At 66.2% G+C, this 12,966-nt stretch carries 12 protein-coding genes, 1 tRNA gene and 1 pseudogene; 3 read left to right on the top strand and 11 right to left on the bottom strand.

All coding sequences use genetic code 11. The annotated features are described in order from the left end of the window. The first annotated feature begins 245 nt into the window (after positions 1-245). Positions 246-2,027, top strand: coding sequence for an L-lactate permease (locus tag JIN95_RS03240; RefSeq protein WP_200530500.1), 1,782 nt, complete (start codon positions 246-248; stop codon positions 2,025-2,027). Positions 2,028-2,068: 41 nt separating this feature from the next. Here the strand turns inward: JIN95_RS03240 and JIN95_RS03235 are convergent. The 3 genes and pseudogenes from JIN95_RS03235 to JIN95_RS03225 all read right to left on the bottom strand — a co-directional run. Continuing rightward, positions 2,069-2,530, bottom strand: a pseudogene (locus JIN95_RS03235) (AAA family ATPase); the annotation flags it as partial. 82 nt (positions 2,531-2,612) lie between these two features. Then, on the bottom strand, positions 2,613-2,921 hold the full coding sequence (locus JIN95_RS03230; RefSeq protein ID WP_200530499.1) for a DUF3892 domain-containing protein: 309 nt from the start codon (positions 2,919-2,921) through the stop codon (positions 2,613-2,615). Between the two features lie 112 nt (positions 2,922-3,033). After that, a complete protein-coding gene (locus JIN95_RS03225; RefSeq protein WP_200530498.1) occupies positions 3,034-3,363 on the bottom strand; it encodes an AN1-type zinc finger protein in 330 nt (109 codons plus the stop codon). A 111-nt stretch (positions 3,364-3,474) separates the two neighbouring features. Here JIN95_RS03225 and JIN95_RS03220 point away from each other — a divergent pair, with 111 nt between their 5' ends. After that, complete coding sequence (locus tag JIN95_RS03220) at positions 3,475-3,756, top strand: recombinase family protein (RefSeq protein ID WP_234699153.1); 282 nt, start codon at positions 3,475-3,477, stop codon at positions 3,754-3,756. Positions 3,757-3,939: 183 nt separating this feature from the next. On the opposite strand, the gene JIN95_RS03215 is transcribed toward JIN95_RS03220, so the two are convergent. The 8 genes from JIN95_RS03215 to JIN95_RS03180 all read right to left on the bottom strand — a co-directional run bounded on the left by JIN95_RS03215 (position 3,940) and on the right by JIN95_RS03180 (position 11,876). Beyond that, positions 3,940-4,011: transfer RNA gene (locus JIN95_RS03215), tRNA-Ala, on the bottom strand. A gap of 82 nt (positions 4,012-4,093) precedes the next feature. Beyond that, a complete protein-coding gene (locus JIN95_RS03210; protein ID WP_095636495.1) occupies positions 4,094-4,633 on the bottom strand; it encodes an SRPBCC family protein in 540 nt (179 codons plus the stop codon). 268 nt (positions 4,634-4,901) lie between these two features. Continuing rightward, entirely contained in the window at positions 4,902-6,056 is a 1,155-nt protein-coding gene (locus JIN95_RS03205) for a GAF domain-containing sensor histidine kinase (RefSeq protein WP_200530497.1), read from the bottom strand. A 99-nt stretch (positions 6,057-6,155) separates the two neighbouring features. Next, entirely contained in the window at positions 6,156-7,331 is a 1,176-nt protein-coding gene (locus JIN95_RS03200; RefSeq protein ID WP_200530496.1) for an acyl-CoA dehydrogenase family protein, read from the bottom strand. 182 nt (positions 7,332-7,513) lie between these two features. Further along, a complete protein-coding gene (locus JIN95_RS03195) occupies positions 7,514-7,702 on the bottom strand; it encodes a hypothetical protein (RefSeq protein ID WP_200530495.1) in 189 nt (62 codons plus the stop codon). A 121-nt stretch (positions 7,703-7,823) separates the two neighbouring features. Further along, the gene (locus JIN95_RS03190) at positions 7,824-9,059 is read right to left on the bottom strand and encodes a digeranylgeranylglycerophospholipid reductase (protein WP_200530494.1); all 1,236 of its coding nucleotides are present in this window, start codon (positions 9,057-9,059) and stop codon (positions 7,824-7,826) included. Positions 9,060-9,251: 192 nt separating this feature from the next. Then, entirely contained in the window at positions 9,252-10,115 is an 864-nt protein-coding gene (locus JIN95_RS03185) for a 2-oxoacid:ferredoxin oxidoreductase subunit beta (RefSeq protein ID WP_095636490.1), read from the bottom strand. 3 nt (positions 10,116-10,118) lie between these two features. Beyond that, positions 10,119-11,876, bottom strand: a complete 1,758-nt coding sequence (locus tag JIN95_RS03180) for a 2-oxoacid:acceptor oxidoreductase subunit alpha (protein ID WP_200530493.1) — start codon at positions 11,874-11,876, stop codon at positions 10,119-10,121. A gap of 356 nt (positions 11,877-12,232) precedes the next feature. On the opposite strand from JIN95_RS03180, the gene JIN95_RS03175 reads away from it, so the two are divergent. Then, positions 12,233-12,877 carry an FAD-dependent oxidoreductase gene (locus JIN95_RS03175; protein WP_200530492.1) on the top strand — a complete coding sequence of 215 codons (645 nt, stop codon included), beginning with the start codon at positions 12,233-12,235 and terminating at the stop codon, positions 12,875-12,877. Positions 12,878-12,966: the final 89 nt, after the last annotated feature.

The following is a 12,966-nucleotide window of genomic DNA, read 5'->3' as shown; positions in this document are numbered from 1 at the left end:
CGGATGCACTCGCTTTAATTCCCCGCGGTCTACGGAATCCGACAGGGCGGGAACCGTGACGATCGTTTATACGCGCCGCAGTTCCCGACACAGACGATGCCCGTCGACATCACGTCACCGTCGCTGTGTGGCCCCTCCGAACGGCACCGCTCGCAGCCGATTCGGACCTCCGTCGCGCCCCGTGACCGGTCGATCCGCGGACCCGTCGGACGGCCGCGGCATCGCGGCCGCGGAGGTGGTCGCCGGTGACGCTCCCGGCGAGCGCGCCGCTGGCGCTGGTTCCGCTGTTGGTCGTCGCCGTGCTGCTCGTCGGCCTGTTGTGGTCCGCCTCACGCGCCATGCCGGTCGCGTGGCTGGCCGCCGCCGCGGTCGCGTTCCTCGCATGGGACATGCCCGTCGAGTGGATCCTCGCCGCGTCTGCGAACGGCGCCATGGCCGCGATCGAGATCCTCTGGATAGTCTTCGGCGCGTTGGTCCTCCTGTACACGCTGATGAACTCCGGGGCGGTCGATCGGATCAACGCCGGTTTCGCGTCGATCAGCGACGACCGACGCGTACAGGTCGTTCTGCTGGGATTCTTCCTCGCGACGTTCATCGAGGGCGTCGCCGGGTTCGGCACGCCCGCGGCGGTGGTCGCGCCGCTGCTGCTCGCGCTCGGGTTCCCCGCGTTCGCGGCCGTCGTCGCGGCGCTCGTCGGCCACGCCGTCGCGACCGTGTTCGGCGCGGTCGGCACGCCGATCATCGTCGGGTTCGAGCAGCCGCTCGACGCGGTCTCGGAAGCGATCGTGGGCGGCGGCTTCGACTCCGTCGGCGCGTACTCCGCGAGCGCCGGCGGGTGGGCGGCCGTCTTCAACGGGCTCTTGGGCACGCTCATGCCGCTTTTCGCGGTGGGGATGGTCGTTTACTTCTTCGGCGCGACCGACCCGGAGAATAGGTCGTTGGCGCCGGTCTGGGAGGTCGCGCCGCTCTGTCTGTTCGCCGGCGTCGCGTTCGCGGTCCCGTACGTCGCCGCGGCGTGGCTGGTCGGCCCGGAGCTCCCGTCGCTCATCGCGGCGATGGTCGGCGGCGCCGTCGTCGTCGTGACGCTGAACGCGGGGTATCTCCTCCCGGCGGAGGAGTGGACGTTCCCGCCGCGCGAGGAGTGGCCCTCCCACTGGGTCGGCAGTATCGAACCAGGCAGCGACGCCGCGGAGGCGGACATCGGCGCCGAGACGGTCGCGGGCGGCGACGAGACCCCGACGGTCGGCGGCGGGGCCCGCGCGGACACCGGCGAGCCGTCCATCTCCCTGCTCCGCGCGTGGTCGCCGTATCTGGCGCTCGTCGTGCTGTTGATCGGGACGCGGGTGATCGACCCGATCGCGTCGTTCCTCCAGAGCGGTCCCGGAATGACGATCGCGGTCGAGGAGCTGTTCGGGACCACGATCGGCGGCGCGATCGGCTGGGCGTACGTCCCCGGGACGTGGCTGCTCGTCAGCGCGCTGCTCGCGGTGCCGCTCTTCCGGATGGAGGCCGGCGACGTGACCGACGCGTGGCGGGAGGCCGCCGGGAAGATCGTCTCGCCGGCGATCGCCTTAGTGTTCGTCATCGCGATGGTCGAGGTGATGCTCCAGACCGCCGCCCACCCCGGTGCGGCCGCCGACGGGAGCATGATCGTTGTGCTCGCGGACGCGACCGCCTCGACGCTCGGCGCGACGTACCCCTTCTTCGCGCCCGTCGTCGGGACTCTCGGGGCGTTCATCGCCGGATCGATCACCGTGAGCAACGTGACGTTCGCGGCGTTCCAGTTCGAGATCGCACAAGAGCTCGGCCTCTCGACCCAGCTGCTCGTCGGCGCACAGACGATCGGCGCGTCGATCGGGAACACGATCGCGATCCACAACGTGATCGCCGCGCTCGCGACGGTCGGCCTCGTCGGAAAGGCCGGCCGGGTCATCCGGCTGAACCTGATCCCCGTGGCGTACTACCTCGCCGTCGGCGGCGCGCTAACGGTGGCGTTCGTGTACGCGGTGTTCCCGACGGTGTTCTGAGAGCGGGCGAGGGAGGATTTGTCGCTTCGTTCAGAAGTCCCGTCGTTCGCGATGCCGATCCACGAGAGCCCGCGAAACTGGTGGAAATCGTAGAGCAGCTCGGTCTCGCGCAGCTGGTCGACCTCATCGAGGATGACCACGCCGGGCCCGTTGAAGTTGCTGTGGACGTGGTCAAGCAGCGTCGACGTCGAAGCCGATCGTGGGACGGCCGACCCGACGAGCTCGCGGGAGAGTCGGTCGAGGACCGCGTTCCGCGTGTAGTCCCGCCAGCAGTTCACGTACGCGTACGGCACGTCTAGGACTTCGCGGCGGAGCTCACGAACGGCGGCACGCGCGACCGTCGTCTTCCCGGCGCCGGAGGGCCCGAAGAGAAAGCAGTTCTCCGCGCGCTGTCCTTGTTCGATCGGCGAGAGGGCGTCAGTCACCTCGTTCATGTGGCTGTTCCGGCCGACGATGGGAGAGGGGAGGTAGTCGTCGTCGAAAACGACCCCGTCACGTATCATGTCAGCGACGGATGCCGTGAGGGTATTTAAGCGAAACCGTGGGTGTTCCGGATGGTTTGAGAGACTACCAACAGATCTTCGTCTAAAAGGTAGGCAGGCCGCCTAAATTGTCTTCTGGGGTATCGCCAGGTTCGGTTCTGATGAACGTCTCACCACCTAATTCGTATGTATCTACTTCCTCACCGAGCTCCCACCTACCGCTCTCATTTTTGATCGCAGTCGTGTAGTCAACGTTCTTCACCTCAATATCGTTGACAATCATGGCTCGTCTTCGAGCCTCGGAGTCCACGAGTTTGTCTGGTTTCACTTCCATACGGCGAACTTCCTTTATTCGACTGTCATCCTCATCGTAGCGGACTGCGACAATAGCGAAATCGCCCCAAGAGGCCATATTCTGGTTCAGTAGTTAATAAACTAATATGTCATGCGTCCAGTGAAAGTGGTATCTGGTACGTATAATTCGTGCGTCCGGGAACTGGTGGAAAATCGGACAAGCCGGGTTTTTAGAAATACAAGTAGATTCCGGTGACGAGAATAGCGAACGTAATGAAGCGAAGCTTAGTTCGGAACGGGAATGTGATTATTAGCCACACGAGCCCGATAACAAAATCTAGCCGCGATCCGGAGGAACGGGATTCTATTGGCGCACTCTCACCCTGGAACCACGGAATATTCTCCCCTTCTTCCCTCAACGCAGCTCGATTCGCTTTTTCGATTTTGAGCCCAACGCATTCGTGAGATTCCGGAAGGCGGTGAGATACACAGTATGTATTCCCACAGCGAGAGCAAGTATAGGACATCGAATCTGCGTTCCCACACTCTTCGCACTCCATACACTTCGTGACAGTGGGTGAATAATAATACTATGGCGAGAAACAGGTCCTTCTCGCCCAACTGGCGAATAGCCCCTTAGTTTTAATACAGGTAGACATGCGGGCGACAGCATGGCAAACGCAGCCGTCTACGCGAGGGTCTCGACCCGCGACCAGGAGCTCGAAACACAGCGCGAGAACCTTCTCGACTACGCCCGCGATCTCGGACTCGACGTCGACGCCGACCACGTCCTCGCAGACAAGTCGATCGGAACCGACACCGATCGCGAGGGCTACTGCGAGCTGATGCAGCTCGTCGAGGACAGCGTTGTCGACGAGACCGTCGCTACAGTTCCGCGCCGCTTGTGGCGCAGAAATATGGACTCGCGGGGGTCCCGCGAGCGAACGGAGTGAGCGAGTGGGACCACGCGAGGAAACGACTGAACGAGCGAAGCGAGTGAAGAAGTGGACTCGCGGGGATTTGAACCAGAACCAGACGTGCTCGCTCACTTCGTTCGCTGCGCGCGACTGGTAGGGTTCAAACCCCGCTCGTTGCAGAATTGCGCCGCTCGCGTTATTGCTCGCGGCGCAAAATCATGGACTCGCGGGGATTTGAACCCCGGGCCTTCCCCGTGCCAGGGGGATGATCTACCACTGATCTACGAGCCCTCGTACGCATTCATTCGTTCCCCGCTGGATATATTAAGGCCTTCGACTCGGGGACACCGCCGACACCGACTCCCACACGCGCTCAGATCCGCGCGGAATCGACGTACACGTCGAGGTCGACGTCGCGGGTCGACCCCTCCAAGTCGCGCACGGCGCGCTCGACGACGCGCTCGGCCTCGCCTCTGATCAGGGGGATCGCCTTCTTTAACACCCAGTCGAACGAGACGAGCGTCGGGAGATCGAGCGCGTCGGAGCTGGCCGAGCCGGGGTCGAACTCGACTTCGAGCGCGACCTCGCACGGGTCGTCGGGCCGCTCGTCGGACTCTCCCTCCGTCTCCGGCGGCGTCACTCGCCAACACCCGCCGGCGTCGATGTCCTTCGTGATCTCCCAGTCGATGCGCTCGGGCGGCTCGACGCCGGTGACGCGCGAGTGGGCCGTGTAGGTGATCTTCCACCACGCGAACCGCAACGCGTAGCGGGTTCCCGGTCCCCCGTCTCCGTCGAGCGTCCGTACCTCTCGGAGGTACTCCGAGTAGTTCGCGTACCGCGGGAAGTCGAGCAGGAACGCGTACACGTCCTCGGGATCGGCGTACACCTCCGTGCTCACGACGAGTTCGTCCACACGGGGAGGTTCGGCCGGCGCCTAATAAGCGGTCCGCCGACCGGACGGGGGAGTTCGTGGTTCCAACGGCTCCGAGCGATCGACGGAGTACACCGCCAAAGCCCCGCCCGGTGACGGCCGGCGGCGGAGCAGCCGGCGACAGCGAGGCGCTCCGCGCCTCTGGCAGTCGGTCAAAATTCGACGACGCCACCGCCTCGTTCCTTATAAGCGATCGTCGCCGTCGCTCACGGCCGTTTAAATACCGTCCCGACGCAGCCGATATGCCCGGCTACTCGCCGCCGCCCGTCCCCGGCTCGACGAACTCCATCCCGCGGATCTCGAAGCGAGCGCCCCCCGCGCCGCCCTCGGTCACGGACACTGTCCAGCCGTGGGCCTCGACGACCTGCCGGATGATCGTCAGCCCGAGCCCGGTGCCTGACTCGCCGGTGGTGAACCCGTCGACGAACACCTGCTCGCGCTCGGCCTCGGGGATCCCCGTGCCGTCGTCTTCGACGTAGACGCCGCCATCGAGGTCGCCGACGCGGATCGTCACGTCCTCGCCGCCGTGCTCGAGCGCGTTTCGGAACAGGTTCTCGAACACCTGCTGGAGGCGGCTCCAGTCGCCCATCACGACGCGGTCGGTGTCGATCTCGAGCGTTCCGTCCTCCGCGTTCACGAACGACCAGCACTCGCGGGCGAGCTCGTCGATCCGGATCTCCTCGCGGCCACCGATCGTCTGTCCCTCGCGGGTGAGAAACAGCAGGTCGTCGATCAGCGCCTCCATCCGGTCGATCGCGTCGCGACACCGCTCGAAGTGCTCGGGGTCGCCGGTCCGTTCCGCCAGATCGAGGTACCCGTCGACGATGCCGAGCGGGTTCCGGATGTCGTGGGAGACGACGCGGGTGAACTCCTCTAACTGGTCGCGCTGTTGCTGTATCCGTTCGGTGGCCCGCTTCTGGAAGATCTCGTAGCTCACCCACTGGGCCATCAGCTCCACGAACGTCTCCTCGTCCTCGGAGAAGGGCCGATCGCGCGCCTCGGTGTCCGCGAAACAGAAGGTTCCGTACACCTCGCGGTCGACGACGACCTTCGCGCCGATGTACGTCTCCAGGCCGAACTCCTCGTAGGCGGCGTCTCCCTCCCACCCCTCGACGCGCGCGTGCTGGACGGTCAACGCCCCCTCCACGTCGACCGTCTTCCTGCAGTACGCCTTCGACAGCGGGCAGCTCCGTCCCGGCTGAAGCAGTTCGTGATCGCCGCTCGCGGCCATGATCATCTGGGTGTCGTCGTCAATCTCGGTGAGGAAGCCGGTCTCCACGCCGAGGTACACACAGCCCAGATCGAGGAGGTCCGGGAGCTTGTCCTCGAACGATCGCTCCTGTGCCGCGGTGATCCGGTACATCCGGCGCAGGGCGTCGCCCTCGGACAGTTCCACGTCATCCATCGTGTATCACGGCTCTTGCTACCGACGGACGGGCCACGTCGCATTAAACCGGCGGGTCTCGACGGCATCTAACCGCCGTCGGCCGTCGGCTCAGCCCCGTCACTCGTAGGCCGCGATCCCCGTCAGGTCCTCGCCGAGCACGAGCGTGTGGATGTCGTGGGTCCCCTCGTAGGTGTACACCGTCTCCATGTTCGCCATGTGGCGCATCGGCGAGTAGTCGGTGGTGATCCCGTTGCCACCGAGCATCTCGCGGGCGATCCGCGACTGGTCGCGCGCCGTGCGGACGTTGTTCCGCTTCGCCATCGAGACGTGTTGCGGGGTGAGGTCGCCGCGCTCCTTCAGCTCCGCGAGCCGGTACGCGAGGAGCTGGGCGGTGGTGATCTGGGTGGCCATCTCCGCGAGCTTCTCCTGTTGGAGCTGGAACCGGGCGATCGGGCCGCCGAACTGGTCGCGGTCGAGCGCGTACTCGCGCGCCTGCTCGAAGCAGTCCCGCGCCGCGCCCACCGCGCCCCACGCGATCCCGAAGCGGGCCTGCGTGAGACACGAGAGCGGTCCCTTCATCCCGGACACGCCCGGCAGGACGTTCGACTCGGGGACGCGCACGCCCTGCAGGCTGATCTCGCCGGTGATCGACGCGCGCAGCGAGAGCTTATCGTCGATCTCGTTCGTGGTGATACCGTCGCGGTCCGTCTCGACGAGGAACCCGCGGACAGGAGCGTCGTCGGCGTCGTCACCGTCCGACTCGTCGCGCGCCCAGACCACCGCTACGTCGGCGATCGGCGCGTTCGTGATCCAGGTCTTCGACCCGTGGAGGACGTACTCGTCGCCGTCCCGCTCGGCCCGCGTCTCCATCCCGGCGGGGTTCGACCCGTGGTCGGGCTCCGTCAGCCCGAAACAGCCGACCGCCTCGCCCTCGCCGAGCGCCGGGAGCCACCGCTCCTTCTGGTCGTCGCTGCCGTAGGCGTGGATCGGGTACATCACCAAGGCGCCCTGCACGCTCGCCATCGACCGGAGCCCCGAGTCGCACGCCTCCAGCTCCTGCATCAGGATTCCGTACGCCGTCTCGGAGACGTTCGGGAGCCCGTACCCGTCGAGGTTCGGCGCGTAAAACCCCATCTCGCCCATCTCCTCGATCAGCCCCGTCGGGAACGTCCCCGCCTGGAAGTGATCGCCGATGTCGGGCCGCACCCGCTCGTCGACGAACTCCCGGGCCGTGTCGCGGATAAGTCGCTCCTCCTCGCTCAGGTCCGCCTCCAATCCCACGTAATCGAGCATGACAGATACTCCGAAACCGGCGGACTAAACAGTTCTGGAGGGCGGGGAAAGCGCTCGGGAGCTCGGCCCGAAGGCGATGCGAACGCCGCTTTCCTCCCACGGCCGGCGTCGTCGAATTCCCCTCACAGGACCCAGCAACCGCCGGATCCGCCGATAGACGAGAACTGCGTCCGCGAGAGTTGTCACGCCGATTCAGCAGCGCTCGCTTTCCCGATTCCGACGTAGACGACCGGAGTCAACACGGCTGACAGCACCGCTCCGACGGCGATCGGAAGGAGGCCCGTCGGATCCGGAGCGAACAGGAACGCAACGGAGAACCCGACGACGAACCCGATCGGGACCGAGACGAGCGCTCGACCGAGTCGAGACACGTTCACCGATCCCGTTCGAGACCGGAAAAGGGTATCCCCGAGAGATCCCCGCCTTCCCGTTGCGATTCCCGCCCGTATCGACCGCCGAGACGGGTGTCTGCCGTCGTCGCTGGGGGTGGCCCTACGATCCCAACCGCTCGCGCGCGAACTTCGTCAACAGCGGGACGTCGGAGAGGTGGAGCAGCTTCGCCATCGCGGCCTTGTCCCCCTGATTCGCCTTCTCCAGCGTGTTCTCCTCCGCCTGCCGGAGGTCGCGCATGAACCGGTCGTACCGCTCGTTGGGTGCGAGGTACAACAGCCGCGTGAGCATCAGCCGGGCCTTCATCCGCGGGGCCACGTCGCGGTGCCAGAGCCGCTCGTAGACCGCGAGGCTTTCGGCGTCGAGGCGCCGCTCAGAGTCGGTGAGACATCGGTCGACGGTGGCCGCGGCGGCGCGAGCTGACTTCATCCCCTTGTGGATCCCCTCGCCCCACAGCGGGTCGATGGAGGGGACCGTGTCGCCGATCGCGAGGAACCGGTCGGTGTGCATCTCGTCGGGCATCTGGATGTGGGCGGAGCCGCGGTGGACCTTCCCGTCGAGCTTCTCGGCGTCGGCGAACCGCGGGTCGCGGTCGACCCACGCGTCGAGGTAGCCGTCGACGGTCTGGCCCTCCTGTGCGAACTCGCGGTGACGGTCGTTCTGGATGTAGCAGATCCCGACCTTCGCGGTGTCCTCGCCGGTGGCGAAGATCCACGAGTAGCCGCCGGGCGCGATGTCGTGGTCGAGCCGGAGCATCATCGCGCGGCGCAGGTCGGCGTACTCCGGGTGGTTCATCTCGACGCCCTCCATCTCGTACTCGATGCCGATCGCCTGGTTCTCGCGTTCGAGGTCGACCACGTCGAGCGCGCTCGCGATCGGCGCCGCGGGCCCCGTGGCGTCGACGACCACCTCGGCGTACACCTCCTCGTCGCCGTTGTACCGGACGCCCTCGATGACGCCGTCGTCGTTCAGGATCGGCCGGGAGACGCGCGAGTCGAACCGGTACTCGGCGCCGTTCTCGCGGCCGTCCTCGACGAGGAACCGCTTGAACTCGGCGAACTCCAGCACCGCGCCGGGCTGGTAGCTCTTGTAGTGGCTGTTGGGCGACTCCAACACCACGTCGTCGGTGTACGACATCACCACGTCGTCGGGGATCCCGAAGGAGGACATCATCGACGGGAACGTCCCGGCGGTCGACTTGTTGCTCTGGCGGGGGAACTCGGCTTCCGGCTCCGTTTCGAGAACGACGACGTCGTAGCCTCGCGTCGCCAGGTCGCGAGCGCACTGGGCGCCCGCCGGTCCGGCACCCGCGATCACGACGTCGTAGCGATCAACCATATACCCGTGAAAACGGACCCACGTAATTAGGTTTGCTGAAACCGGTCGCAAACAGCTGTGAGCCGGCTTGACCGCCGGATTTTGGCGATTCGGTGAGGACGGAATTGCGCCGCCGATCGCGCTTCCGGCCGTCGAGAGCAGCGGCCGCAGTCGGAGCGCGGGAGCGGAATCGTCCGCGTGCCCGCCGACGGCTCAGTAGAACTCGCGGACGAGGTCCGTCGCGCCCTCGGGCGCGCCGTCCGGGATGACGGACATGTCCTCGTCGACGCCGTGCTTCTCGTGGTACGGCACCGACTCCTCGTCTTGGTAGATGATCCCCTGGTGTTCCGTCTCGTCGTCGAAGATGACGTCTTTGGCGGCCGCCTTGTCGCTGGGGTCGTGGTCCGTCTCCTTCAGGTCGACCAGCGAGTCGCGGAAGTAGTCGTACGTGTCCACGTCGTTGAACGTCACGCACGGCGAGTAGACGTTCACGAAGCCGAACCCGTCGTGCTCGACCGCCTTCTGGATGATCTCCTGATGGCGGAGCGCGTCGGAGGAGAACGACTGCGCGATGAAGGTCGCGCCCGAGGCGAGCGCCAGCGCGTGCGGGTTGACCGGGGGCTGTTTGGGGCCCTCGGGGCTCGTCGAGGTCTCGAAGTCCTCGCGGGAGGTCGGCGAGGCCTGCCCCTTCGTCAGCCCGTAGATGCGGTTGTCCATCACGACGTACGTCATGTCGACGTTCCGCCGGACGGCGTGGACGAAGTGGCCCGCGCCGATGGAGTAACCGTCGCCGTCGCCGCCGGCGACCATCACTTCGATGTCGGGACGGGCCATCTTGACGCCGGTCCCGACCGGAAGCGCGCGCCCGTGAACGCCGTGGAGCGCGTAGCTGTGCATGTACGTGCCGATCTTCCCGGAACAGCCGATGCCGGCGACGACGAAGGTGTTATCGGGGTCGTTGCCCGTCTCCGCGAGGGCCTTCATCATCCCGTTCATGGTCCCGAAGTCGCCGCATCCCGGGCACCACGTCGGCTGCTTGTCGGACTTGAAGTCGGTGAATCGAATGTCTGAGCTCATTGGTTACGCCTCCACCCCCTCCGCGAGGGTCGCCTTGATGTCGTCTGCGAGTTCGTCCGCCTTGAACCGCACGCCGTTGTACTTGTTAATCCGGTCGACCCGTTCGAGCACGTCGTGTTCGACCAGGTCCGCGAACTGCCCCTGCTCGTTGCACTCCACGACGATGACGTTGTCCGCCGCCTCGACGTCTTCGGACAGATCCGGCCGCGGGAAGATGTACGGGACCGAGAGCACCCGCACGTCGAGGCCGTCGTCCGCGAGGAACTCGACCGCCTCGGCGAGCGCGCCCTCGTTCGACCCCCACGTGACGACGAGCGTGTCGGCGTCCTCGTCGCCGAACTCGCGCGGGCTCCAGTCCTCGCGCTCGCGGGCCGTCTCGACCTTCCGGTTGCGCTTGTCGACCTGCTCGACGCGCATCTCCGTGTCCTCGGTCCGGCGCCCCTGCTCGTCGTGTTCGAGGCCCGTGGACATGTGCGCGCCGTCGGCGGTGCCGGGGAACGCCCGCGGCGAGATCCCGTCGTCGGTGATCTCGTGGGGCTGGAAGCCGCCCGACTCGCTCAGGTGGTCGTCGATCGTCGCCTCGTCGACGACGTTTCCGCGGTCGACCTCCACCTCGTCCATGTCGAAGGTGTCCGGCGAGAACGTCTGCTCGGTGACCGCCATCGAGAGGTCGGCGGTGAGGTAGACCGGGAGCTGGTACTTCTCGGCGAGGTTGAACGCCTCGACCGTCTTCCAGAAGCACTCGTCGATCGTCGTCGGCGCGAGCACGAACCGGGGGACCTCGCCGTGGCCGCCGTACAGCATCTGGTTTAAGTCGCCCTGCTCCTGTTTCGTCGGCATCCCGGTCGAGGGACCGGAGCGCATCACGTTACAGATGACCAGCGGGGTCTCCGAGGTCGCGATGAGTCCGAACGTCTCGGTCATCAGGTCGATCCCGGGCCCGGACGTGGCGGTCATCGACCGCGCCCCCCCGCGGGCGGCGCCGAGCGCCATGTTGATCGCGGACAGCTCGTCTTCCGCCTGCACGACGTGGCCACCGTAGCGCTCGATCCGACCGGTGAGGTACGTCATCACGTCGGTCGCGGGCGTGATCGGGTAGCCGGCGTAGAAGCGGCAGCCGGCCGCGATTGCGCCCATCCCGATGGCCTCGTCGCCGTTGAGGAGGACGTAGTCCTCGTCGGTGGTCTCCAAGTCGTAGTCGAACTCGTGGTCGTACTCCTCGGCGACGTACGACCGCCCCGCGCGGGCGGCCTCCTTGTTGTTGTCGACGAGCTTCTGGCCCTTGTCCGAGAAGCGCTTCTCCAGCGCGGAGTCGAGGTTCTCGATGGGGAACTCGGCGACCTCGCAGGCCGCCCCCAGCGCGACGACGTTCCGCATGATCGCCCCGCCGGCCTCCTCGGCGAGCCGCTTGAGCGGGACGTCGATCCCGATCATCTCGTCGGGGATCTCCACGTCCTGCATCGTGGTCCGCTCGCCGTCGTAGATGATCACCGACCCCTCGTGGAGCTCCTCGAGGTTCTCCTCGATGGTCCGGGGGGTCAACGCGATGAGCACGTCCAGCCGATCCACGACGCTCTGTACCTTGTCGACGGAGGTTCGCACCTTATAGGCGGTGTAGCCGCCTCGGATCCGCGAGGCGAAGTCCTTCGACGTGAACACGTGTCGACCCGCCCGAGAGAGCGCTTGCGCAAAGATCTTCCCGGTCGAGTCGATGCCGTCGCCGGCCTCTCCGCCGACGGCCCAGTTGAAGTCCGCAGCCATGCTATGAGGGGGCTTTCGCCGGACTCATCAAAAGACTTCTGGAAGGAGCTATCGACCCATTTCTAAACATACGTGATATTCTTCGCGAATATTGTCATTAATAGCGGTCGTATATCTCTATATATCTCGTATGGTGGACGAACGTTTTGCAGATCTCTCACGATCGACCCGCATCGTCGTTGGTTGTTTCGACGGTCGTCGAACCGCCGGTGGCCACGCCCCGGAGGCGGTCCGTGCCCGAACGCGAGGAACGCGGCGCCGTTCGGTCCGACGGTCCGCTCGGCCCCGAGGGTTTCGACACGGGCAGCACCGACGCCGACGGGAACACGTTTGTGTCTCCCGGTCGGAACGGTGCCATGGACACGACAGCGACGGTCAGTTCGGTCGAGACGGTCGGCCGCGATACGTACGCCCTCCGGTTCGAGGCGCCCGACGGGTTCGCCGCCGAGCCCGGGCAGTTCGTGAAGCTCGGCACCGAGATCGACGGCGAGTCGGTCGCGCGCTTCTACACCCTCTCGTCGCCGACGGTCGGCGACACGTTCGAGGTGACGGTCGGCATCGACCCCGAGGAGGGCGGCGAGTTCTCCGCGTTCCTCGCCGACGCCGAGGCGGGCACGGAGATGACCCTCTCCGGGCCGTTCGGCGACCAGCACTACGACGGCGAGCCGCGCGCGGTCGTGATCGCGGGCGGCCCCGGCGTCGGCCCGGCGGTCGCCATCGCGGAGCGCGCGCTCGACGACGGCGCCGAGGCCGCGGTCGTCTACCGCGACGACGACGTGTCGCACGCGGACCGGCTCGATCGGCTAAAGGAGCGCGGAGCCGCTATCCACCTCCTCGACGCGGACGAGGCGCTGGACGGGGCGGTCGCCGAGGCGCTGACGGGCTCCGAGGGCGAGACCGTCTTCGTGTACGGGTTCGCCGATCTGGTGGCGGACGCGGAGGCGGCCGTCGAGGCCGCCGGCGGCGACGCCGACGCCGCGAAGGTCGAGAACTTCGGCTAGACGCTATTTAAGACGGTTTAAACGGATTCTTGGACATAAAGCTCGGTGGATAGAGGACGAACATCTCCAAAGCCCCAGCCACGACGGCT

It is taken from the genome of Halorubrum sp. LN27, from assembly GCF_016635065.1.
Taxonomy (GTDB): domain Archaea; phylum Halobacteriota; class Halobacteria; order Halobacteriales; family Haloferacaceae; genus Halorubrum; species Halorubrum salipaludis.
This window is presented reverse-complemented; position numbering and strand designations above follow the sequence as displayed.

Bases quoted from the DNA above. Each gene is read 5' to 3' on its own strand.
- JIN95_RS03230 (WP_200530499.1), bottom strand. From the start codon at position 2,921: ATGGCCTCTTGGGGCGATTTCGCTATTGTCGCAGTCCGCTACGATGAG.
- JIN95_RS03225 (WP_200530498.1), bottom strand. From the start codon at position 3,363: ATGGAGTGCGAAGAGTGTGGGAACGCAGATTCGATGTCCTATACTTGC.
- JIN95_RS03220 (WP_234699153.1), top strand. From the start codon at position 3,475: ATGGCAAACGCAGCCGTCTACGCGAGGGTCTCGACCCGCGACCAGGAG.
- JIN95_RS03205 (WP_200530497.1), bottom strand. From the start codon at position 6,056: ATGGATGACGTGGAACTGTCCGAGGGCGACGCCCTGCGCCGGATGTAC.
- JIN95_RS03200 (WP_200530496.1), bottom strand. From the start codon at position 7,331: ATGCTCGATTACGTGGGATTGGAGGCGGACCTGAGCGAGGAGGAGCGA.
- JIN95_RS03190 (WP_200530494.1), bottom strand. From the start codon at position 9,059: ATGGTTGATCGCTACGACGTCGTGATCGCGGGTGCCGGACCGGCGGGC.
- JIN95_RS03185 (WP_095636490.1), bottom strand. From the start codon at position 10,115: ATGAGCTCAGACATTCGATTCACCGACTTCAAGTCCGACAAGCAGCCG.
- JIN95_RS03180 (WP_200530493.1), bottom strand. From the start codon at position 11,876: ATGGCTGCGGACTTCAACTGGGCCGTCGGCGGAGAGGCCGGCGACGGC.
- JIN95_RS03175 (WP_200530492.1), top strand. From the start codon at position 12,233: ATGGACACGACAGCGACGGTCAGTTCGGTCGAGACGGTCGGCCGCGAT.